This is a genomic window from Pseudomonas fluvialis, assembly GCF_002234375.1.
GTDB lineage: Bacteria > Pseudomonadota > Gammaproteobacteria > Pseudomonadales > Pseudomonadaceae > Aquipseudomonas > Aquipseudomonas fluvialis.
The window spans coordinates 77,858-99,202 of sequence record NZ_NMQV01000022.1 but is presented as its reverse complement, the minus strand read 5'-3'; the positions used below and the strand labels follow the sequence as shown (position 1 = coordinate 99,202).

At 49.0% G+C, this 21,345-nt stretch carries 19 protein-coding genes and 1 pseudogene; 4 read left to right on the top strand and 16 right to left on the bottom strand.

The window, feature by feature from the left end; translation table 11 throughout:
• The 4 genes and pseudogenes from CFY91_RS12225 to CFY91_RS12210 form a co-directional block, all read left to right on the top strand.
• Positions 1 to 249 (top strand): annotated as a pseudogene (locus tag CFY91_RS12225) (SH3 domain-containing protein); the annotation flags it as partial.
• Between the two features lie 12 nt (positions 250 to 261).
• Positions 262 to 2,133, top strand: a complete 1,872-nt coding sequence (locus tag CFY91_RS12220; protein ID WP_093986651.1) for a cell envelope integrity TolA family protein — start codon at positions 262 to 264, stop codon at positions 2,131 to 2,133.
• Positions 2,130 to 3,164 carry a hypothetical protein gene (locus CFY91_RS12215; RefSeq protein WP_093986650.1) on the top strand — a complete coding sequence of 345 codons (1,035 nt, stop codon included), beginning with the start codon at positions 2,130 to 2,132 and terminating at the stop codon, positions 3,162 to 3,164. Before CFY91_RS12220 ends, CFY91_RS12215 begins: the two co-directional genes overlap by 4 nt.
• A 215-nt stretch (positions 3,165 to 3,379) precedes the next feature.
• Positions 3,380 to 4,342 (top strand): bifunctional GNAT family N-acetyltransferase/nucleoside diphosphate kinase regulator, encoded by a 963-nt coding sequence (locus CFY91_RS12210; protein WP_093986649.1) that lies wholly within the window; start codon positions 3,380 to 3,382, stop codon positions 4,340 to 4,342.
• 86 nt (positions 4,343 to 4,428) lie between these two features.
• Here the strand turns inward: CFY91_RS12210 and CFY91_RS12205 are convergent, their stop codons facing one another.
• The 16 genes from CFY91_RS12205 to CFY91_RS15915 all read right to left on the bottom strand — a co-directional run bounded on the left by CFY91_RS12205 (position 4,429) and on the right by CFY91_RS15915 (position 21,233).
• The gene (locus tag CFY91_RS12205) at positions 4,429 to 6,432 is read right to left on the bottom strand and encodes a polysaccharide biosynthesis protein (RefSeq protein ID WP_093986658.1); all 2,004 of its coding nucleotides are present in this window, start codon (positions 6,430 to 6,432) and stop codon (positions 4,429 to 4,431) included.
• A gap of 56 nt (positions 6,433 to 6,488) precedes the next feature.
• Complete coding sequence (locus CFY91_RS12200; protein WP_093986648.1) at positions 6,489 to 6,941, bottom strand: hypothetical protein; 453 nt, start codon at positions 6,939 to 6,941, stop codon at positions 6,489 to 6,491.
• 137 nt (positions 6,942 to 7,078) lie between these two features.
• Entirely contained in the window at positions 7,079 to 7,630 is a 552-nt protein-coding gene (locus tag CFY91_RS12195; RefSeq protein WP_093986647.1) for a sugar transferase, read from the bottom strand.
• A 1-nt stretch (position 7,631) separates the two neighbouring features.
• Positions 7,632 to 8,588: a UDP-glucose 4-epimerase family protein gene (locus CFY91_RS12190; protein ID WP_093986646.1), complete on the bottom strand. Its 957-nt coding sequence runs from the start codon at positions 8,586 to 8,588 to the stop codon at positions 7,632 to 7,634.
• Positions 8,581 to 9,759, bottom strand: a complete 1,179-nt coding sequence (locus CFY91_RS12185; protein ID WP_093986645.1) for a glycosyltransferase family protein — start codon at positions 9,757 to 9,759, stop codon at positions 8,581 to 8,583. The genes CFY91_RS12190 and CFY91_RS12185 overlap by 8 nt, the downstream gene beginning before the upstream one ends.
• Positions 9,759 to 10,901 carry a non-hydrolyzing UDP-N-acetylglucosamine 2-epimerase gene (gene wecB / locus CFY91_RS12180; RefSeq protein WP_093986644.1) on the bottom strand — a complete coding sequence of 381 codons (1,143 nt, stop codon included), beginning with the start codon at positions 10,899 to 10,901 and terminating at the stop codon, positions 9,759 to 9,761. Before wecB ends, CFY91_RS12185 begins: the two co-directional genes overlap by 1 nt.
• Positions 10,902 to 10,919: 18 nt before the next feature.
• Positions 10,920 to 12,038 carry a UDP-2-acetamido-2,6-beta-L-arabino-hexul-4-ose reductase gene (wbjC, locus tag CFY91_RS12175; RefSeq protein WP_093986643.1) on the bottom strand — a complete coding sequence of 373 codons (1,119 nt, stop codon included), beginning with the start codon at positions 12,036 to 12,038 and terminating at the stop codon, positions 10,920 to 10,922.
• A 3-nt stretch (positions 12,039 to 12,041) separates the two neighbouring features.
• Positions 12,042 to 13,079 carry a polysaccharide biosynthesis protein gene (locus tag CFY91_RS12170; protein WP_093986642.1) on the bottom strand — a complete coding sequence of 346 codons (1,038 nt, stop codon included), beginning with the start codon at positions 13,077 to 13,079 and terminating at the stop codon, positions 12,042 to 12,044.
• Positions 13,076 to 14,287: a glycosyltransferase family 4 protein gene (locus CFY91_RS12165; protein ID WP_093986641.1), complete on the bottom strand. Its 1,212-nt coding sequence runs from the start codon at positions 14,285 to 14,287 to the stop codon at positions 13,076 to 13,078. The genes CFY91_RS12170 and CFY91_RS12165 overlap by 4 nt, the downstream gene beginning before the upstream one ends.
• A gap of 39 nt (positions 14,288 to 14,326) precedes the next feature.
• Positions 14,327 to 15,568, bottom strand: a complete 1,242-nt coding sequence (locus CFY91_RS12160) for a hypothetical protein (protein WP_093986640.1) — start codon at positions 15,566 to 15,568, stop codon at positions 14,327 to 14,329.
• A 3-nt stretch (positions 15,569 to 15,571) separates the two neighbouring features.
• On the bottom strand, positions 15,572 to 16,477 hold the full coding sequence (locus CFY91_RS12155; RefSeq protein ID WP_093986639.1) for a glycosyltransferase family 2 protein: 906 nt from the start codon (positions 16,475 to 16,477) through the stop codon (positions 15,572 to 15,574).
• Between the two features lie 24 nt (positions 16,478 to 16,501).
• Positions 16,502 to 17,764 carry an O-antigen translocase gene (locus CFY91_RS12150; RefSeq protein WP_093986638.1) on the bottom strand — a complete coding sequence of 421 codons (1,263 nt, stop codon included), beginning with the start codon at positions 17,762 to 17,764 and terminating at the stop codon, positions 16,502 to 16,504.
• Between the two features lie 10 nt (positions 17,765 to 17,774).
• Positions 17,775 to 18,899, bottom strand: a complete 1,125-nt coding sequence (locus CFY91_RS12145) for a DegT/DnrJ/EryC1/StrS family aminotransferase (RefSeq protein WP_093986637.1) — start codon at positions 18,897 to 18,899, stop codon at positions 17,775 to 17,777.
• Positions 18,896 to 19,831, bottom strand: a complete 936-nt coding sequence (locus CFY91_RS12140) for a GNAT family N-acetyltransferase (protein ID WP_093986636.1) — start codon at positions 19,829 to 19,831, stop codon at positions 18,896 to 18,898. Before CFY91_RS12140 ends, CFY91_RS12145 begins: the two co-directional genes overlap by 4 nt.
• Complete coding sequence (locus CFY91_RS12135; protein WP_093986635.1) at positions 19,828 to 20,301, bottom strand: acyltransferase; 474 nt, start codon at positions 20,299 to 20,301, stop codon at positions 19,828 to 19,830. The genes CFY91_RS12140 and CFY91_RS12135 overlap by 4 nt, the downstream gene beginning before the upstream one ends.
• Positions 20,298 to 21,233, bottom strand: coding sequence for an aspartate aminotransferase family protein (locus CFY91_RS15915; protein ID WP_133063688.1), 936 nt, complete (start codon positions 21,231 to 21,233; stop codon positions 20,298 to 20,300). Before CFY91_RS15915 ends, CFY91_RS12135 begins: the two co-directional genes overlap by 4 nt.
• Between the last annotated feature and the right edge of the window lie 112 nt (positions 21,234 to 21,345).

The following is a 21,345-nucleotide window of genomic DNA, read 5'->3' as shown; positions in this document are numbered from 1 at the left end:
ACCCCGAGCAGCGCCCCCCGCGCCGTTGCCGACAGCGCCACCGACCTGGACAGCATCGAACTGGCCAGCGCCAAGAGCCAGGGCTTCGACCTGGATGCCGTGGATCTTGCCGCCGCCCCGGTAGAGCAACCTGTCACCGCACAAACCACCTGTCGCACGCTCAACTATGACGTCAATGCCAAGGGCAGCAACCAGCAGCAGACCGTCAAAGCCTGCCAGGCCGCCGATGGCGCCTGGGAACTGATCTGACGGAGCGCGCCCATGAAAACCCTTGCCACCCTCAGCCTGCTCGCCCTGGCGGTATCGGCTGAGGCGGCCAGCCATCGGCTGGCCTACTCCAAGGCCGAAAACGTCGAAGTGTTTGTCGAACACGCCGACGGCCAGGCCTGGTGCAGCGACAACCTGACCCTGCGCTTCGCCTTTGCCAACACGCCGGATGTTGCCGCCGTGGAACGCCTGCTGCCCAAGCTGGGCAGCCTGTTCAGCAGCCAGTGCCCCAGCGCGCAACAACTCAGCTGGACCAGCCAGCACGCCAATGGTCAAGCCCATGCCAGCGGCAAGGCCAGCCTGGCCAGCGGCTGGGCGGTACAGGTAGACGCCAGCCCGGCACAAGCAGCAGCCAGTACCCCGGACAGCGTCGCCACTGAGAACAGCGCCACTGCCCAGACAACAACACCCGCCGCGGCGGTCAGCGATGCTAACCCTGCGCCGGCCAGCGCCCCGGTTAACGACAGCACCCCGGCCGAACCAGCCCCAGCAGCCCCCGCGCCGGCCACGCCCAGCACCAGCCCGTTGGCTGAGGCCGACAACACACCGGATACCACGCGTGAAGCCGCCCCGGCAGTGGCGCCGGTCAAGCGCGACTTTGCCGTAGCGGGATGGCAACCACCGAGCAGCAGCCAGGCCCTGGCCAAGGCCGAATTCCTCGTCGAAGTACAGGACAGCCAAGGTTGCCGCTTCCGCCTGGGCTTCCAGCCTGACGAAGCGCTGAACAACATCAGCGTGCAATCGCAACAGGTCAGCTGTGGCAGCGATGGCTACGCCAGCGGCCCGGGCAGCCTGCTGCTGACCCGTAGCGACGGCAAGCGCCTCTACCAGTTCGAAGGCAGCTTCATCAGCGGTCTTACCGTCGAAGGCAACGCCCCGGCGCTGCCGGTGGTTGGCTTCGATGGCAACAAGAACCTGCTGCTCCTGCTGCACAGCGAGCCCGCCAACCAGACCCACTACCTGCTGCGCCTGGCGCGCAACTGGAATGGCTACTGGAGCGCCGGTAACGCCGACGTGATCGCCCTCACCGAAGACCGCGAGCAATACCGCACGCTGGAGGCCATCAACCGCAATATCGAGCTGGCCACCACCCGTCTCGACAGCCTGCTGCCGCGCCTGAGCAACCTTGACTACTACGCGATGCGCGACCTCGAGCAAGGTCTGCTGAAAGGTAACCGCGACTATTGGCTGTATCAGGTACAGGTCAGTCGCCATTACCGCAGCAAGCAATGGCAATTCAACCCGCAATACGCGCAGAACCACCTGTTCAACCTGGAGAAAAAGGAAGCCGAGCAACAGCGCCAGGCCGAACTGCAACGCCAGCGCGAAGAGCAACTGCAGCGCGAACTGCAGGCCCGTCAGGCTGAACAGCAACTGGCCCTGTATCGGCAACTGCGTCGCGATGCCCGCAAGCCCGAAGCGCTTTACCAGCGCATCCTCAGCGATATCAGCTACAACCCGATGGGCGGTGGTGACTATGCCGCGCTGATGCGTGGCGAATCGCGCGCCTACCGGCAGATTGTCGAGATCACTGGTGAGCAGGACGGGCTCTGGCAGGTCGAGTACCCCTACCCGGCCCTGCTCGATAGCCGTGACAGCGAGCAGCAGGCTGGTAAAGGCTGGTACCTGGTGCAAGGCCAGGTCAGCCTCGACCCCGAGCGCCTGGATGAGCAGCAGTTGCCGCTGACCCTGGTCAATGCCAACAGCCTGCTGCCCTGCGAGGAAAAAGGCTGTAGCGACCTGCGCGACCCACTCAGCCTGGTACGCCTGGAAGTCGGCGATGCGCAATGGACGCCCGAACGCGCCAAGGAACTGATCAAGCAAGCCTGGCCTGACCGCGCACAGGATGCCGGAGACGACGAATGAACAAACTTCCCCTGATCGCCGGTGGCGCGCTGGCCGCCTGCCTGGCCGGCTACTTCGGCCTGAGCAGCTACAGCAGTGCCCAAGCGGAAAAAAGACTCGAAGACTGGGTGTACGAACACCAACTGGACGACAAGCTCAGCTGGAGCAAAGTATCTGCCTCGCCGTTTGGCAGCAGCCTCAGCATTCACGACATCACCTTCGATGTGGGTGGCAAAGAGCCGCTGCTGCGCGCTGCCGAGCTGCACATCAGTGAAGTGATCAGCGACGAGCAGCGCAGCCGCATGCGCTTGCGCCTGCAAGGCATCGAAGCCGACCAGCAAGCCATGGGCGGCTTGCGCCAACTCGGCCAGATGGGAGGCTTCAACCGCCAACTCAACCAGGCCACGCGCTTTGCCCCGGCGGTCAACACCGGGCTACGGGAAATGCCGGCGTTCAACCTGGCGCTGTTCGTCGACATTGATGACGACGACAGCAGCCTGGTCACTGAGCTGGAACTGGAGCTGCCCGAGCTGTTCAGCACCCGCCTGCACTACCAGCTGAACGGCCTGCGCAACCTCAACCGTGAGCTGCAACGCTTTACCGACAACCTCGCCGACCTGCAGGAGAACCCGCTGCTGCTGGTCCAGGAAACCGAGGACCTGGCCCTGGCCATGCAACGAGCCGAACTGGGTAGCCTGCAGGTCAGCCTGCGTGACCTGGGTATGCTCAAGCGTTCCGCGGCGCTCTACCAGCGCTACAACACGCCCCTCGACCCCACTGCCGGCAGTGCCGACAAGCAACGTGAAAAGCACCTGCGCCAACAGGTGGCAGAGCAGCAGCGCGAGTGCAGCGAGGAGCTTGGCCGTTTGCCACGCGGCCTGGAAGACACCTGCGAGCTGCTCGGCCAACTGGCCCTGGGAGAAATACGCGGGCTCAGCCTGAGCCTGGAGCCTGAAGAACGGGTGCGCCTGAGCGACCTGGAGCGGCTGGACAGCCCGGCACGCATCAATCGCCTGCTCGACCGCCTCAACCCGCAGCTGGAAAGCCTCTAACAGGCCACGGAAGACAGGCAGGCAATTGCCTTGCCTGTCTTTCGCCTCGCAATACCCTGGCCACGGCTGTGCCGGCTGGCCCATTCAGCACAGCGTCTCCAGCTTGAGCGCTTGCCAAGCCCGAGGTTGGCCAACGCCGTTTTCCTCGAACGCCCCCAACCATTCGGCATTACTCGCCGAATCGCTTAACATAGCCGGTTGCCGAAAGAACCGTCATGGCCATCGCCATGAAGGGCTTTCATCCTTTACAGAAACCTGTGGTGAAGATGAACAAGCCTTTCATTTCGCTGTGCCCTGAAATTACCCGGGCACATGCACTGACGCTGATGGGTTGGCTGGAAGATGAGCGCGTTACCTGCTATCTGAGCGATTCGCGCGATGTCTCCCGCTCCATCGAACAAGCCATCGATCGCAGCCAACTGCCGATCCTCACCCATCTCTTCAACCGCGGCGGGCGCTTCTTCATGGCCTATGACCGGCACGATACGCCGGTGGGGTTTGTCCGGCTGATCAAGACCGGTGCACAGTGCGAGATCGTGCTGGTCATTGGCGACAGCGATAAATGGGGGCGCAACCTGGGTGCCCGGACGATCCGCGAAGGCATGAAACTGGCATTCCTCGACATGCGGGCCGAAAAGCTGATCGCCAAGATCCACCCGGACAACAGCCGCTCGCTGAAAGCCTTTCTGCGCAACGGCTTTCTGCTGGAGCGCGAAACGCCGACGCTGAAGTCATTTGCCATGACCGCAGCAGACTATCTGCAGCGCTTGCGTACAGGGCGCCTGGCCGACGCCACGGGGATCTACATTACCGAGATCGACAAGGCCAGGCTGGAAAGCCTGATCGTCCTCGAAGAAGGCCCGGCCGTCGTTGAGCTTGAACATGAGCTTGAGCGGGCCATTGTCGTCAAACCGCAGCAGGTGGCGCGCAATGTCGTCACGATGAACTCCAGAGCCTTGCTCCAGCTGGACGACGAAGAGCTCGAAGTGACCTTGGTGTACCCGGAAGATGCAGACAGCAGCCGCGGCAAGCATTCCGTATGCTCCGACATCGGTGCGGCCATCCTCGGCTATCAGGAAGGGGATGCTATCGACTGGCGAATTGCTGAGCGCACCCGCCGGATTGAAATCAGGAAAGTCCTCTACCAGCCGGAGGCGGCGGGCCATTTCCATCTGTAGGTACGCCGTGGACGTGCGCGGGCACAGGCGTGGATACAGCGTAAAGCACCTCGCCTGTGCGCCACAGGGCGCCAGGCGATGGCCAGTCAATGCGGGCGTTGCGGGCGGCGCTGCAGATGAATCCAGTCGACGATCTCGCCATCCGGGGCGTAGCCATTGACCGTTTCGCGCAGCAGCTGGCGCACCCGGGCATAGTCATCCGCTTCCACCGCTGCCAGTAGCTGAGCCAGGCAGCGCTTGAAGGTTTCCCAGTCCAGATGCTCCTCATGCGCACGCATGATCATCGGGTGCTCGGTCGGCTGCACGTTGTCACCAATCAGCAGCTCCTCGTAGAGCTTCTCGCCCGGTCGCAGCCCGGTGAACTCGATGGCGATATCGCCCTGCGGATTGCGCTCGCTGCGCACGGTAAGGCCGGACAGATGGATCATCTTCTCCGCCAGCACGGCAATCTTCACCGGCTCGCCCATATCCAGCACGAACACATCCCCGCCCTCGCCCAGCGAGCCGGCCTGGATAACCAGCTGCGCCGCCTCGGGAATGGTCATGAAGTAACGAGTGATATTCGGGTGGGTAACCGTCACCGGACCACCGCGCTTGATCTGCTGGCGGAACAGCGGAATCACCGAGCCGGAAGAGCCCAGCACATTGCCGAAACGCACCATGGTAAAGCGGGTCTTGTTGACGTGATGAACCGCCTTGTCCTCGCCAAACAGCACCGGTGCCGACTCACGGCTCAGGGCTTGTAGAACCATCTCGGCCAGGCGCTTGGTGCTGCCCATCACATTGGTCGGACGCACCGCCTTGTCGGTAGAGATCAGCACGAAGTTGGCCACGCCCGCCTTGATCGCCGCCTGGGCAGTATTCAGCGTACCCACCAGGTTATTCAGCACACCCTCGGCAATGTTGTGTTCGACCATCGGCACATGCTTGTAGGCGGCGGCGTGGTAGAGCGTATCGACCTCCCAGGTCTGCAGCACATCGTGCAAGCGTCCGGCATTGCGGATCGAGCCGAGGATGGGCACCAGCTGAATCGGCAGGGACTCACGCTCGCAGCGCCGCTGCAGCTCACTGTGAATGTTGTACAGGTTGAACTCGCAATGCTCGAACAACAGCAGGGTACGCGCACCGCTGGCGAGAATCTGCCGGCACAGCTCGGAACCAATCGAGCCACCAGCCCCTGTCACCAATACCACCTGGTCCTTGATGCAGCGCTCGAACAGGGCCTTCTGCGGCGGCACCGCATCTCGCCCCAACAAATCGGCAATGTCCACTTCCTGCAGGTCTTCGACCTTCACCCGTCCACTGGCCAGGTCCATGAAGCCGGGGATACTGCGTACATGCAGCGGCAGCGACTCCAGGCGATCGAGAATCTCCCGCCGCTTGCCCCGCGACAACGAAGGCATGGCCAGGAGGATTTCCTCCGCGCCGGTTTCGTCGATCATCTGCTGGATATGCTTGGGGGTATAAACGCGCAGGCCGGCAATCACCCGATTGGCGATATTGGCATCATCATCGATAAAGGCCACCGGACGCATCGAGCGCCCCAAGCGCAGCGCCGCCACCAGTTGATTGCCCGCCGAGCCGGCACCGTAGACCGCCACCCGCGGCAAGCCACTGTCACGATGGGTAAAACGATAAGGCGTGTCGGCGGAGTACCAGTCGCCCATGAAGAACTGACGCATCAGCAGGCGCAGGCCACCAATCAGCACCAGGCTAAGCCACCAGTAGTTGAACACCATCGAACGCGGAATGATCTTCGGGGCGTCCTGGTACCAGTACACCGCCACCGCCAGCAACAACGCGGCAAACGACACCGCGCGGGCAATCGACAACAAGGCATCGTTGCCGAAATAACGCATCACCGCCCGGTACATGCCGCCACGCACAAACAGCGGAATGGCAATCAGCGGGGCCAGGGCAAACAACCAGGCATGCCCGCCCAGCGGCTCGATATGTTCAGGGTCACCAAGGCGCACCAGGAAGGCCAACCACAAGGCCAGCCACACCAGGGCGACATCCGTCACCACCTGGAGGATGCGCTTGTAGCGACGCGGCAAGCGAATCAAGCGTGAGCGCAGGTTATTGGCAATATTCAACATAACAACGTCCTACATCCTTATCGGCCATGGCCATGAAGCGCACGTATTCAGTTACCCTGCGGCCAACTGAACAGCACCGTACTCTTCACCCCGCCCTGCTCTGCCCGTTCGCGATACTCGGCCGATACCGGCAAATCCTGACTGTTCCGGTACTCCACCACGAACAGCCCGGCCTGCTCACGCAGCAGCGTGCGGCTATAGCCAAGGCGCGCCAGGCGGGCAAACACTTCACCCTCCACACGCATGGCGTTAGCCGTAGAGTGCACCTGCAAACGCTGGCGCGGCGCCTCGCCCGCCGAGCGGTCTTCCTCGATCCGCGCCACAAACAGCGGCGCCTCAGCTTGCGCACTCCACTCACGCAACGCCTGCAGCGCCGGGCTTTGCTCATGCAGCGCCGGCGCACGCCAGACCAGCGGGCGATTGGCGTCCTGGGTCACAGGTTGCTCGCAACCCAACAAGGACAGGGCAACACAGCCCAGCAAGACAGCTTGTTTGCGCATGGATAAACCCATCAGAAAAGTCAGTCCCTAACGCGCCGGATAATACGCCGATGCGCCACTGTGAGCGGTAATAAAGCAGCCCCTGAGCAGGTCGAGGCCGCACAATGCAGCAGACGGCAGGCTATGCCAGCCGCTGATCACTTGACGATGCGATCACCCGCACCTTTGCCCAGCACCGTCATCAGGATGTACTTGAAGTAATCCCGCAGGCAGAGGCTGTCGATCATTTGTTGGTCTACCTCTGCCAGCAACGCAGGCGTAGACATATCGATCTCATTCACCTGGGCCAACCCGGTAATCCCAGGGCGCACTGCAAACACGCCACGTTTGGCCCGCTCAGCGGTTAACTCTTCCTGGTTGAACAGCCCAGGCCGAGGCCCGACTAGGCTCATTTCGCCTTTCAGCACATTCCATAGCTGCGGCAACTCATCCAGCTTGGTTTTACGCAGGAAATGCCCGAAACGGGTGATCGAAGCACTGCTGGCAAGGTGCGTAGCCACCGAGGCCGTATCCAGCTTCATGGTGCGAAACTTGACTAAATTAAACGGCTTTTTATTGCGCCCTACCCGCTCCTGCCAAAACAACGGCGACCCCGTATCAAACAACCCCAGTACATAAATAACCAACAACACCGGAAAACCAAACACCAGCCCCAACAGGGCAAAGGTAAAATCAAAAATACGTAACACGTTATTGTTCCTTACTCATAAAATCGGCTACTGTTGCCGCAATACCTTGCTCGACGGTATAAGGAGGAACCCACCCCAATAGGGTTCGAGCCTTTGACGAATCAACCTGCAAATCGCCTACTAAACGATCCACCACACCCTGCTTACCGGTAAGCGTGCCAGCCAACTTAAACAACCCCACCGGTGCCGGAATCAAATAAGCGGAGCGGCCCATTGCCGAACGCATCATGGTTAATAACGAACGTAACGACACATCGTCACCGTCCGATACCAAAAATGTTTCATTGGCAGCACTGGGGTGATTAATACAACGCACTATCAAATCCACCAAATTGCCCACATACACCATGCTGCGCTTGTTATTCACCGAACCGAAGGGCAAAGGCAAACCAGTGGCGGAAAGCTTAAGCAAACTCAAAAAGTTGGCCTTAACACCTGGCCCATACACCAGCGGCGGGCGGATAATCACTACCTCCAAACCTGTTTCCTTTGCCAGCAAGCGCAAACCCACTTCGGCTTCGTACTTAGAAACGCCGTACGGGTCTTCCGGTATAGCAGTATTAGCCTCAACAAAGGCTGTCAATCCAGTTGTACTTTCGCCATTAACTTTAATAGAACTGATATAAACAAAACGCTTCACACCCGCAGCGGCAGCCTGTTTAGCGAGATTCAGCGTACCTTCTACGTTTACCTTACGATATTCTTCCAGTGGGTTAACTACTTCATCGTGCATAATGTGCGCACGTGCGGCGGCATGAACCACTACATTTACGCCAGACAGTGCCGACGAATAATCCGTAGTGCCGTCAATATTGCCAACCACCACAACATCATCAGAACTGTTAGAAGCATCAGAACGAACCGCAGAAACAACACGCCAATCAGGTAATCTCGTAAGTTCAGATAACAAAATCGAGCCAACAAAACCTTTAGAGCCGGTTAATAGCACCTTAGCCATTCGTGCATCTATCCATATCAACAACCAAATCAGTCAACTTCCGCAAGAAAGTATCAAATCCAAGACGCTGTTTTAACTCCTTCCGTTCAAAATCAAACGTTTCAGCATCATACTGGCCGCGTTCCACATTAAAAAAGAACTGGCACAACGCATCGAGTTCAGGCGTAACAACAACACCCAATCGATTATCAGCCACCCACTTCGCCACACTGATTTCATTCCCACACACGGCAGCAATCAGAGCACCAGAGAACACATAGGACGATGACTTACTGGGAAACGCATAGCGTGTTACCTCATCTTCAATCGGTAGCAATGCCCATGTGTAGTCAACGTTTATCTGGGCAGCTTCAGAAGCGGAAACCAACCCCTTGTAGGTAACATTGCTATATTGCTGCGCCAACCGTTCCAGATCATTTGCATAGACCCCAGCCCCCGCAAACACAAATGGCAACACGCCTCCTTGGTGGCAATATTGCTCAATTGCTTTGATTAACAACGGAATGCGTTGTAAACGGCCAGCAGTACCACAAAACGTAAAACCAAGGATTTTATGCTCAGGTAGCTTAACCTGATCGAACGACACAGAAGGGTTTGCAAGCACTGCAATGGATGATCGGGTATCTGAGCGCAAACGAATCTGATCGGCCATTTCCTGGGTGATGGTAATCAACAGATTGGCGCGCCGCATCGTTACTGAATCTAACCAGCGCAATATCCGAAACAACCAAGACTTAACCGGGATCACAACATTAGCAGCTTCGGGGTGAATATCCTGTAAGTGATAAAAATACTGAGCTCGGAAAATAGCGCAATATAGCATCACGATAAAAGGGACTAAAACGGGGGGGTCAGTTGATACATAAACCTTTCTAGGGCGCTTGATCAGCAGTATCAAAAATACCCACAACATAAAAAATACGGCATCCATTGCCCGTCGCATAATACTGCTGCCCGACACAGAAAAGGCATGAGCCGGGTAAAAATTGACGTGTTCGCCCCGCTGGTGCTTGAGTAACTGAGCACGAATATCAACATGATCCTGTAAAATCACGCCGACCTTTCGCTTTTTAGCCTGCTGCTCGGCAAAGCGCATCAGCGCTTCACCGATAACCGGATAAACCGGCCAGAAACTCCGGTTAATAATCGCTAAGTCCAGGCGTTTGAACATCAATACTGCTTCCACACCGTCCGCATTACATAATCACGGTAGCTGTGAATAATGCGCACCACTTTGTCAGCCACATTGGGCATGCTGTAGTCAGCCACTAACCGTAAATCGCGTTGCTCGCCACGGGCTTGCATCTCCAGAATGGCCAGGCCTTGCATTACACGCTCCACTTCCAGACCTACCATCATCGCGGCCGCTTCTTCCATACCTTCCGGGCGCTCATGCGCTTCGCGAATATTCAGGGCCGGGAAGTTCAGAATGGACGACTCTTCGTTGATCGTACCGCTATCAGACAATACCGCTTTCGCGCTTAACTGCAGCTTGTTGTAGTCTTTAAATCCTAGCGGTTTCAGCAGTTGCACATTCGGATGGAAGGTAACACCCATGGCATCGACGCGTTTTTGGGTACGTGGGTGGGTAGAAACAATCACCGGCAAATTGTAGTGCTCGGCAACGGTGTTGAGCACATCCACCAGTTTCATAAAGTTTTTGTCGGAATCGACGTTTTCTTCACGGTGTGCACTCACCACAAAGAACTGGCCTTCTTTCAGGTTCAGCCGCTCCAGCACAGTGGATGCTTCAATACCTTCACGATAGTAAGTCAGCACCTCGAACATCGGGCTGCCGGTTTTAATAATGCGATCCGGCGGTAGCCCTTCTGCCACCAGATAATCCCGCGCAATGGTGCTGTAACTCATGTTGATATCGGCGGTATGGTCAACAATACGGCGGTTGATTTCTTCCGGTACACGCATATCAAAACAACGGTTGCCGGCTTCCATGTGGAAGGTCGGAATTTTACGGCGCTTGGCTGGCAGCACCGCCATACAGCTATTGGTATCGCCTAATACCAGTACCGCTTCGGGTTTAACCTCAGCTAGCACCTGGTCAACCTTAATAATTACATTGCCAATGGTTTCCGCACCGGTGCTACCAGCCGCACTTAAAAAGTGGTCTGGTTTGCGGATACCTAAATCCTGAAAGAAAATTTCATTCAGTTCGTAATCATAATTCTGGCCGGTGTGAACCAGAATGTGTTCGCAGTGTTCATCCAGTTTAGCCATTACGCGCGACAAACGAATAATTTCCGGGCGGGTTCCCACCACGGTCATTACTTTTAATTTTTTAACAGCGCTTGTCATAACAAAGTACCTAACTATTTACTTAGCCACAGGCGTTAATGGGCAAGCGTAGGTGTCCGGCTTTTCCCGATCAAAAATTTCATTCGCCCACAGCATAACAATCATTTCATCATCACCAATGTTGGTAATGTCGTGTGTCCAGCCTGGCATGGTTTCAACAATTTCCGGCTTTTCGCCGGTGGTTTCCAGTTCGTAAAACTCGCCGGTGTGCATGTGTCGGAACTTAAAGCTGGCCTTGCCTTTAATCACCAAAAACTTCTCGGTTTTGGTGTGGTGGTAATGACCGCCACGGGTAATACCGGGATGCGCCGTAAAGTAAGAAAACTGGCCCGCATCGGGTGTTTTCAGCATTTCCACGAATACACCACGCGGATCACCGTATTTAGGCACTTCGTAGGTGAAACACTCTTTCGGCACATAGCTGAGGTAGGTGGAGTATAAAGCCCGCACCAACCCAGTACCCACGCGCTCGGTAATTAAACTTTGGCGGCTATCGCGGAAGCGATACAACTGCTCGGCCAGTTCACCCACGGTAAGCTGGTACACTGGGTGTACGGTTTCAAAGGCATCGCCCTTGCGTTTAGCATCAAGCAAGGCCAGAAAATGCTCAATCACATCATCGACGTACACCAAATTAACCACTGCCGCAGGGTCGTTAATTTGAATGGGTAGGTCATTCACAATGTTATGGCAGAAGGTCGCCACGGCAGAGTTGTAGTTAGGTTTGGCCCACTTGCCAAACACATTCGGCAACCGGAATACAGAAACAGGCACACCCTGCTCGCGTAGAGCTAGCAAAGCATCTTCCGCCGCACGCTTAGACACGCCGTATGGGTTATCCAGTTCAGCCTGAATGGAAGAGGTATACACAACCTGAGCATTGCAACCCGTTGCCAACATGGCATCGGCTAACTGCTGACTTAAGCCCGCATTTCCGGTGGTAAACTCTGCGGGGTCTTGCGGGCGGTTAATACCGGCCAGGTGAAATACAAACTGCACACCATCCAGCATGGCTGGCAGTTCCGCCTCGGAGTGTTCGCGGGTAAAACAGACAACATCAATGTCTTTCCGCTCGGCCAAATGCACCAGCAGGTTTTTACCAATAAAGCCGTTGGCACCGGTTACCAATACACGCATGGCTTACTCCTCGGGGCTGACGTAACGACCTTTTCGCAGTTCACGAATGAACTCCAGCTTTAACAACAGTTGCTGCATGCCTGCGACGTCCAGGCGCTGTGTATTGTGCGAGTTGTAGTCTTCTGCCTGAGAAATTTCCTGCTCACCCTGCTCCACAAACTTGCCGTAGTTCAGATCACGCAGGTCTGGCGGAACGCGGTAGTAACCACCCAGGTCTTCGGCGCATACCATTTCTTCACGGCTTAACAGGGCCTCATACAGTTTTTCGCCATGACGGGTACCGATAACATTAATGGGGTAGCCGGGTTTGCCGAGCAGATCGGACAAAGCTTGTGCAAGCACCTCAACCGTTGCTGCCGGGGCTTTTTGCACGAACATATCGCCGTTATTGCCGTGCTCAAAGGCGTACAACACCAGGTCTACGGCATCGGCCAGCGTCATCATAAAGCGCGTCATGTTCGGGTCGGTAATGGTCAGCGGCTTATTAGCACGCATCTGATCCACGAACAGCGGAATAACCGAACCACGGGATGCCATTACGTTACCGTAACGGGTTCCACAAATAACGGTTTTGGTGGGGTCTACGTTACGCGATTTGGCGACCATTACCTTTTCCATCATGGCCTTGGAAATACCCATCGCGTTAATGGGGTAAACGGCTTTATCAGTGCTTAAACACACCACCCGCTTCACTTCGTTCTGAATAGCGGCTTCCAGCACGTTTTCAGTGCCCAGCACGTTGGTTTTCACCGCTTCCATCGGGTGAAACTCACAGGATGGCACCTGCTTTAGTGCCGCCGCGTGAAAAATATAATCCACGCCACGGGTGGCATTCAGCACCGCCTGATAATCGCGTACATCGCCAATGTAGAACTTCAGCTTAGGATTGGCGTATTTTTTACGCATATCATCCTGCTTCTTTTCATCGCGGCTGAAAATACGTATTTCGGCAATATCCGTATCCAGAAAACCATTAAGTACGGCATTTCCGAATGAACCGGTGCCGCCAGTCAATAATAAAACCTTCTTACTAAACCTCATATTACCTCACAAGCATTAACAATATCATTAACTGCATTAATCACATTCATCTGATCTTCAAAGTATTTCCGACCATTTTCGGAAAGTCTTTTTAAATACTCGGGATCAGAAAAAAACAAATTCAAAATATTTGCCATAGCTTCATGATCACCAGACTCAGCCCACAAACCAGCCTTCATTTCATTGCATAATATTTCTCCAAATTCCGTAGTTTTATCTATTGAGGCCAATATCGGCAAACCAACCTTTAGGTAATCAATGGACTTAGATGGAAAGCTAGGGACTTCATGCTTACCAGATAATGAAACCAATCCAACATCACAAGAAGCAATCAACAACTCGTATTCATCACGAGGAACATAATCGACAAAAACAACATTAGGGACAGATTCTGTCAGAACCCTATTTTTGAGCCTAGCAAGCTCCGGCCCCCTTCCCACTAAAACAAATTGAAACTGAGATGATGAATGCAATTTAGCAGCTAGATCGATTATGTTATCAAGACCTTGAATTTTAGTCATCGCACCGCCATAAACAGAAACGAATGCATCAGTTGATATATTATATCTTATACGAATATTCAGCTTTTCAGCATCAGTCAATTTAACCCTATCCACCTGCTTGGCCCACAAAGGAAGTTTTATTACAGCAGGAGAAGGCAGAGTATACTTATCGCAGAGAAACTTTATACTCTCATCAGTCATACATCCAATAACATCAAACTTGTTATACAGACGATTTTCCCATTTATACAAAAAATTAAATAAAATATTTCTTCCTTTCCCCCATAAGCCCTTCATATAGAAAGGAAAAAAATCCCACAAAATTAGAAATTTACGAGCATTAGATTTGAATCCTAATGAATCAACCAATGCCCAGACAGCAATGCAGGGTGTTGTTCCAACTATAATATCTGCCTTATTCATTACCCCCCTGCACTTAACTCTAGCAAGTAGCGAGAATAAAAAAATCTTTAGAATTGGCATAATAAAAGACTTGGAATATAAAAACTTCCATAACCTTACCCTATGAATATCAACTCCATTCAAACTAATAAAACCACTAGCTCCGTCAGAATACTCCCAGCTAAGTACAACAACGGCAACCTCATCGCCATTCGATGCAAAGCATTCTGCTAGCTCATTGGTTAGCCACGCCTCACCCTCACCAGTAGGATATTTAGTAGTAATTAAAAGAATTTTACGCATAAAAGATCACCAATAAAAAAATAACATCCAACCAACATGTCAGATGAGCTTGGAGTTGTGTTTAATATAGATCTGGAATATTACAAGAAGAATTAAAAAATTATAGACTTCAGAAGCGGCAAAGATAGAACCTTTTGCATAATAAAAAACAAAAGACAAGAAAAATGAAAGCACAAAAAACAAACCAAATTTCTTTTTAAAATAAAGAAAAACCGGATATGAAAAATAAGACAACACAAAAAAAAGCAAAATTGTATTCACCAACCCAAAGAGATATACATCTTTAACAAACCCAATATCGGATGAAAATGAAAAGTTATCTTGCTCACCAAAAACACTAAGACCATACCCCCACAACAAGTGGAAATAATCATCGGGCAAGTGCAACATTTGGGAAAGAACTTCAAATGTACCAATGTAATTGCCTTTAAAAAATTCAACCGCCTCATACCAACCAGCTAACAAACGCTCAAAATACTGTTGATAACCATCCAAATCGACGAATGTAAAAATAAACAATATTAAAAGTGCAAGAAGAAGAAAGGAAGGATACCTCCTAAGATCATAGCTAATAGTGAAAAAAATAAAGGAAACATATATTACAACTGGCACTAAACCTATTCTAGCATTTAAAACAACACTCAAAATAAAGAGGCCAAACAACAACAAATCATAAAAAAATGAAATCCTTAAATTTTTAAAATTTAAAACCCGATAAATCATAAACAATGCATAAAGCCCCATCAACATTGGAAAAGTAGATGTATAACCATTTGCAAAACCATATGAACGTAACCCATAATCATTAGATATGGAAACTATATTCTCAATTCTAGAAGTTTCAAGAACCCAACCTCTAAAGTCAGAAAAGACAAGCGTTAGCAGCACAAACAGTAACTGGAAAACTCCAACCTTAATCAAAAAATTAGAAAATAAATTGAAATCGTTCGCATAAATCCTAGAAAAACAAACGACGACAAACAATGAACACAGAACAGCAAAAAAAACCAGGAAGTAAATATAAATTCTATATAGAGAATCCAGGCCGCCACTGAAATAAAAAATGAGAAGATAAACTACAAGATAGAGTAAAAAAAACAACAACACCAATAAATACTTGCTATTTAAAAAAAATAAATACCTACCAGGAAAAGCCAAAATATTAAATACTGCTACCGCCGACAAGATGTATAGTAAATTAAAACTTGCAAAGTTAGTCGGATTAAATAAAAACAAAAAAACATAGATAAAAAGGAAAAACTTTTTTGCCAGCAACCACATACATCAATTCCAATTGAATATAAACCTAAAAAAAGCCGTATAGAAGTAACGCTCTTTAATTTTCGAAAAGGATCGGATCATACCTGCCAAAGCATAAATTTTTGTAGATTTATAAGACGAAAAATATTGGAATCTTCTAAAGTTCCACTCCAGCAAAGCTTGGCTATACAGAGGATGACTTCTGTACTTATTAATCGTTATCAAATGTGATTCTGAAACATCTTTTCTCATGACTGGCCGCTTACGATCGGCACCTATTGCTGCAGGTGAGCGATAAAAAAATAGCTTCTCGTCAATATAACCAGCCTTACTAACAGAAAGTATCCTCAAACTAATATCGTAGTCTTCGGCAGATAAACCCCCATCAAACCCTTTCAATACATCTTTAAGAAAGCGCGCTCTATACATGCCTGTAACAGGAAAATGTACTTTAAATGTAAAAACCTCTTCAAAAGTGACATTCTCGTGCAACCCTTTATTGGCTTGATATGTTTGCTCTTCTAATATCATGCCATTGTCATCGAAAACATAGGTTTGAGTATAACAAAAATGAATATCTGAATGGGTATTGAAGAATGCTACCTGACTGCTTACTTTGTGTTTATGGAATGCATCATCAGAAGAGCAAAAACCTATAATTTCACCTTGTGCAAGTGAAATTCCCTCATTCAGTGTTGCACTTAAACCTCGATTAGGTCTAGAAATAAAATCGAAGGACTTAAATCGATTTTGACAGGTCGGCATCAACTGTTGAATAATTTCAACAGAATTATCGCTTGACCCATCATCAATAATAATCAGTTCAATATTTTCATAATCTTGGCCGATCACACTTTGAATGCTTTCTTGTACAAACTGCGCATGATTGTAACAAGGGATAATAATGCTTACTAAAGGTTTAATATTCATCTGAAATCAACATTAATAAAATAACTATTTTGCATACTGTTTCTTACGTAAAAACCAACTAATTACAAAAAACATGACGACCCAATAAAGAGCATAATTAACAGTATGCGCCATTACAGGTGCCTGCAAGCCAAACGCTGGAGTAAGAAGATAGGTAAAACCGTAAAATCCTAATGCAAATATAACTTCCGTAACTATAAACATTTTTACCAACGCCTGCCCCAACATAAGATAAGCTAGAATCCAACTGCCTATTTTCAGCGTATCACCCAGCATTTGCCAAGCGAATAAATCTCTCATCGGTGCAAATTCAGCTGTGAACAGCAGACCGATAATGAAGTCACGTAGAAGGTAGATCACCAGTCCGCAGAATGCTGCTACAGGTAGGATAACCATATAACCTTGCAGAATTTCCAACTTTATTTCTTTAGGGTCTCTAAGTTCAGATAACCTAGGTAAGTAATATAAACTTAAAGTTGTAGTCACCAACATTAAGTAAGCCGCGCTTAATCGCCACATAGCTTCCCAGTAGCCTGCGGCCTCCCAGCCCAGCGTAGTACCAAGGTGGTTTCGGATAAGAATATGACTAACGGGAACACATGCTGCGCTGGTAAGTGCCATGGCGGTGAATTTTGCTAAGTTAAGCACTACTTTTTTGTCTAACCGACCAAATAAATAGCTAAATTTAAACCACTTTGCTTTATAGCAGAGTGCAAGGGTGACAATAAAAGCAAAGGAAGGATGAATAGCCAGTGCGACCAGCGCCCCGATAAGACCAAACTGAGTGGCCAATAAACTGGTCACTATTAAGGAAAAGATGCTACCTGCAATGTTTGCGATAATGTAGCGATGAATTTCCTTTTTTCCATTGAGTATAGCCAACAACAAAGTATTAAAAATGAAAAACACCAAGGTTACAGAGAACCAAATAAATACGGTTCTGTAGGCTTCATCCTGTAAAAATAAGTGCGCTATTGGCTTGCTAAAAATACTTACCAGCACACCCGTTGCTATTGAGCCTATTAACGCAACAGTACCTGCTGTCCGCCAAACTTGCCGCTGCGATTCTTCATCACCTCCATATTCAGCCGTGTATTTGACTACGCCGGTATTGATCGCACCACTACCAAAAATAATGATCATTTGTACCGCGTTCTGGAAATTGCCTATAGCCGCATAACCTGCTGGACCAATATAGATTGCTAGAATCTTATTTAGGCCCAGCATGGTTAGCATTTTGATAACAACCGCAATGGCGTTGAGCAGACTGGTTTTAATCAGAGTCACGAAATGAAGCTCAACTGGTAAACGAATTTATTGCTGAAATTACTGCTTGCACCTGTTCATCTGTCATCACAGGACTTATCGGCAGGCTTAAAACTTCTTCATGCATGGCTTCCGTGAGCGGATAGCTTTGGTCATTCCATTCTTTGTAAGCTTTTTGTTTATGCGGTGCTATAGGGTAATGAATAAGAGTTTGTACTCCTTGCTCGTTTAAGTGCTGCTGCAATGCAGATCTGTATTGTGTTCTTATTACAAACAAATGCCAGACATGAGAATATGATTGCTCAATGGTTGCTGCTTTATGTTGAACATCTGGTAGTTTTATCTTTGATTTTTTTATACCAGTTTTATACGCTGCTGCAATTTCGCGTCGGCGCTGTGTTTCTTCGTCCAGCTTTCTTAATTTTACACTGAGCATAGCTGCCTGAATTTCATCAAGGCGGCTATTTACACCCTTAAACAGGTTTTTGTATTTCTCTTGACTGCCATAATTACGCAGTGCTTTTAAAGTTTCTGCCAGTTCATCATCATTGGTTGTTACTGCGCCTGCGTCACCTAATGCGCCCAGGTTTTTACCTGGATAGAAGCTGAAACCAGAAGCATGGCCCCAGTTGCCTGCTTTTATGCCGTTAATTTCTGCACCATGTGCTTGGGCAGAGTCTTCCAAAACTAATAAGCCATGCTCTTTGGCAATTCCCAGAAGCGCTGGCATATCAGCAAGTTGGCCGTATAAATGCACGGGTAAAATGGCTTTAGTTTTTTTTGTAATTGCTTTTCTGGTGTTCTCTGGACTTAGGTTGTAGCTATTCTCATCGGGCTCAACCAGCACAGGTGTCAAACCGTTAGCGCTGATGGCTAAAATACTGGCAATGTAAGTATTGGCCGGCACAATAACTTCGTCGCCTTGTTCAAGTTTTCCTAAGGCCAACCATGCTCTAAGTGTAAGGATAAGCGCATCTAAGCCGTTGGCTACACCAATAGCATATTTAGTACCACAGTAGGCAGAAAATTCTTTCTCGAAGCTGGCAAGTTCATTACCACCAACAAACCAACCTGAGTCAATAACTCGAGCACAGGCTTCAAGTAACTCGGCACGATATTGTGTGTTGATCTCTTTTAAATCTAAAAACTGAATCATAGTTTTAACTCATAAAAATCATGAACTATTGGCCTGGCACCAAAGCCTTCTTTCTGAGAAATTAGTCCGACATTCAAATAGCGGCCATTTTGTTCGCAAGAAATCCCAAAATCGAAATAACGTTTTCCTTTGTAATATCCCGTTAGTAAATGATCTATAACCAAATCGAGCGCACCAATTTCACGCCCCTCAGCACTATTCGCCATGTATTGAGTATGAACAATATATTGATTTTCATACATTAGTGCACCAGACAAGATTGTCTCTTCTTTTCTTGCCAAGAAGAGTCGGATATTTTCCGGAAAACGACTCGCCAATAGTGCAATTTCATCAACTGAGTGTACAGGTTTTGCTGAATGATTTTCATGAAGTACGCCTTCAAGCAATTCCCAAAAAGCAGCATAATTATTTGACTCATATACCAACACACCCTCCTTTTTAGCTTTGTTTATACTCCATTTCCTTCCTTTAGAATATTTTGGAGGCGTAGCAAGGTCGACTGTCGATGTAACATCACGCCTTATCAACGTTGCACCATTTATAAACAATGCATAACGATCTTCCTCAGAGGGCTTTATATAATAAATATACGGAATACACTTATATATCAACCTCTCAAAGCCAGCTGTCTTCAAAAAAACCCTTACCGCATGAAATACATCAAGCATCTCAGCTGTTTTTATTTTATCATCGACAATAAATCCGCCAAAAGTAAGTCCCTGATGAGTATAAATATATTTCTCATGCTCATTAGCTGGTAATAGCGCCAACAATTTGCCACTGGGGCTATAAATCAACAGGGAATGATCTTTAAACCTATCTGAGTGATAATCCATGTAATCACGATCAAAGAAAAAATGACCATTCTTTGAGCTTTTAACAAAAAGATTCCATTCGCTTTTATAGGCGGCTGTATATCTTAAAATATTCACTTTAACTTCCGAATTAACTTTGCCGGGTTACCGCCAACTACAGAATATGGTTCAAAACTACAAGAGACAAAACTATTAGCAGCAACGACACAAAACTCGCCCAAACTAACATTTGGCATAATAATGCTGTTCGCACCTATCCAGGAATTGTCACCAATAGTAACTGAACCCTTTACCATAGGGAAAAACTCCTGCATTTGAGTGCTAGCGTTAGGGCCTGAATCCGCCATAATATTTACGGATTGAGCAATGCTAACATTAGAACCAATTATAACTTTTGCATTAAATCCATTAATAACAGTATTCATACCAATGTATGAATGCCCCCCAATTTCTAGAACATGTTCTTCAGAACCATAGAGCGAGCACCGTTTAGCAACTTTAACACCATTATTCAGTATTAGATTATTAATTGAACTAGACGGATCCACATCGACATCACCATTAATTATAATATTTTTAATCTTCATAGAATTCCGCCCAAATATGACTTAACAACCTCGAAAATGTATTCTATTTCTTTTTCTGAAAGCGACTGATGACAAGGAACAAAATATGCATTAGCGCCATAAAATACACTAGACTCAATTCCTTGCTTATTTAAATAAATCTTCATTCCCTGGGCGTCAACATGATCAGGAACAGTAAAGCAAAATACACCAGGGCAATCATTTTCATTCATTTTAAAAAAGGGTTTCAAATCTAAGGCACTAAATAGAAATTCATAGTATTTATAGTTTTTTATCCGTGTTCTTGCTATATTGTCAATCTGGTCAATATAACCAGAGACAACTCTTTCACTGTAACGCGAGACTTCATCTTCATGTAAATTCTGAAAGCTTCCTTTCGGGCACAACAGTATGCCACCAGCCTGGACAGGGAAGTACTTGGATAAGCTATATATCAAATAATCACCAACATCTTCTCCTGAATTCCTCGCAATTCCAGAATAGAATGAGTGTGCAAAATCTTCTATTACAAAATATCCTAACGATTTATAATATCCGACATCTTGACTACAATAACCAAACTCGTGATTTACAAGCACAGCCTTTGTATTTTTTTCTAAAACTCTCGACCACTTGCAATATTTTTCTACCTCCTTAGTTACGCAGCTACTTATGTAATAATTGTTTGATGTTGTAACTATCGTCAAAACATCGTTTCCACCTAATCTAAGCGACTCTAAAGCCAAGCCAATAGCACTTCTACCATCCGGTGTTGCATGGAAATTTTTACTCGGGTATTTATTATTGAAAAAAGACCTTAAGTTGCAACTATTTTCACAGAGTGAATATAGAGCAGAATTCCTTTCAATATCACTTGTCCTAAATGGGCTTATTCTAAAAGCTGGTCGAAGATGCTCGGCTGAATCAAGTATAAAATTATTCGCCAGTTTCATTTCTTACCACACTTAATAAATTTAAGCGACCATGAATATAGTCTGACTTAATATGAGACTCACTTGTAAATACCAAAAAACAATCAGGCCTGAACTCTTTCATTTTAGGATC

Coding starts and splice junctions, on each gene's coding strand:
- CFY91_RS12165 (WP_093986641.1), bottom strand. CDS start 14,287: ATGCGTAAAATTCTTTTAATTACTACTAAATATCCTACTGGTGAGGGT.
- CFY91_RS12135 (WP_093986635.1), bottom strand. CDS start 20,301: ATGAAGATTAAAAATATTATAATTAATGGTGATGTCGATGTGGATCCG.
- CFY91_RS12190 (WP_093986646.1), bottom strand. CDS start 8,588: ATGGCTAAGGTGCTATTAACCGGCTCTAAAGGTTTTGTTGGCTCGATT.
- CFY91_RS12170 (WP_093986642.1), bottom strand. CDS start 13,079: ATGAGGTTTAGTAAGAAGGTTTTATTATTGACTGGCGGCACCGGTTCA.
- CFY91_RS12145 (WP_093986637.1), bottom strand. CDS start 18,899: ATGATTCAGTTTTTAGATTTAAAAGAGATCAACACACAATATCGTGCC.
- CFY91_RS12220 (WP_093986651.1), top strand. CDS start 262: ATGAAAACCCTTGCCACCCTCAGCCTGCTCGCCCTGGCGGTATCGGCT.
- CFY91_RS12200 (WP_093986648.1), bottom strand. CDS start 6,941: ATGCGCAAACAAGCTGTCTTGCTGGGCTGTGTTGCCCTGTCCTTGTTG.
- CFY91_RS12215 (WP_093986650.1), top strand. CDS start 2,130: ATGAACAAACTTCCCCTGATCGCCGGTGGCGCGCTGGCCGCCTGCCTG.
- CFY91_RS12185 (WP_093986645.1), bottom strand. CDS start 9,759: ATGTTCAAACGCCTGGACTTAGCGATTATTAACCGGAGTTTCTGGCCG.
- CFY91_RS12210 (WP_093986649.1), top strand. CDS start 3,380: ATGGCCATCGCCATGAAGGGCTTTCATCCTTTACAGAAACCTGTGGTG.
- wbjC (WP_093986643.1), bottom strand. CDS start 12,038: ATGCGTGTATTGGTAACCGGTGCCAACGGCTTTATTGGTAAAAACCTG.
- CFY91_RS15915 (WP_133063688.1), bottom strand. CDS start 21,233: ATGAAACTGGCGAATAATTTTATACTTGATTCAGCCGAGCATCTTCGA.
- wecB (WP_093986644.1), bottom strand. CDS start 10,901: ATGACAAGCGCTGTTAAAAAATTAAAAGTAATGACCGTGGTGGGAACC.
- CFY91_RS12160 (WP_093986640.1), bottom strand. CDS start 15,568: ATGTGGTTGCTGGCAAAAAAGTTTTTCCTTTTTATCTATGTTTTTTTG.
- CFY91_RS12155 (WP_093986639.1), bottom strand. CDS start 16,477: ATGAATATTAAACCTTTAGTAAGCATTATTATCCCTTGTTACAATCAT.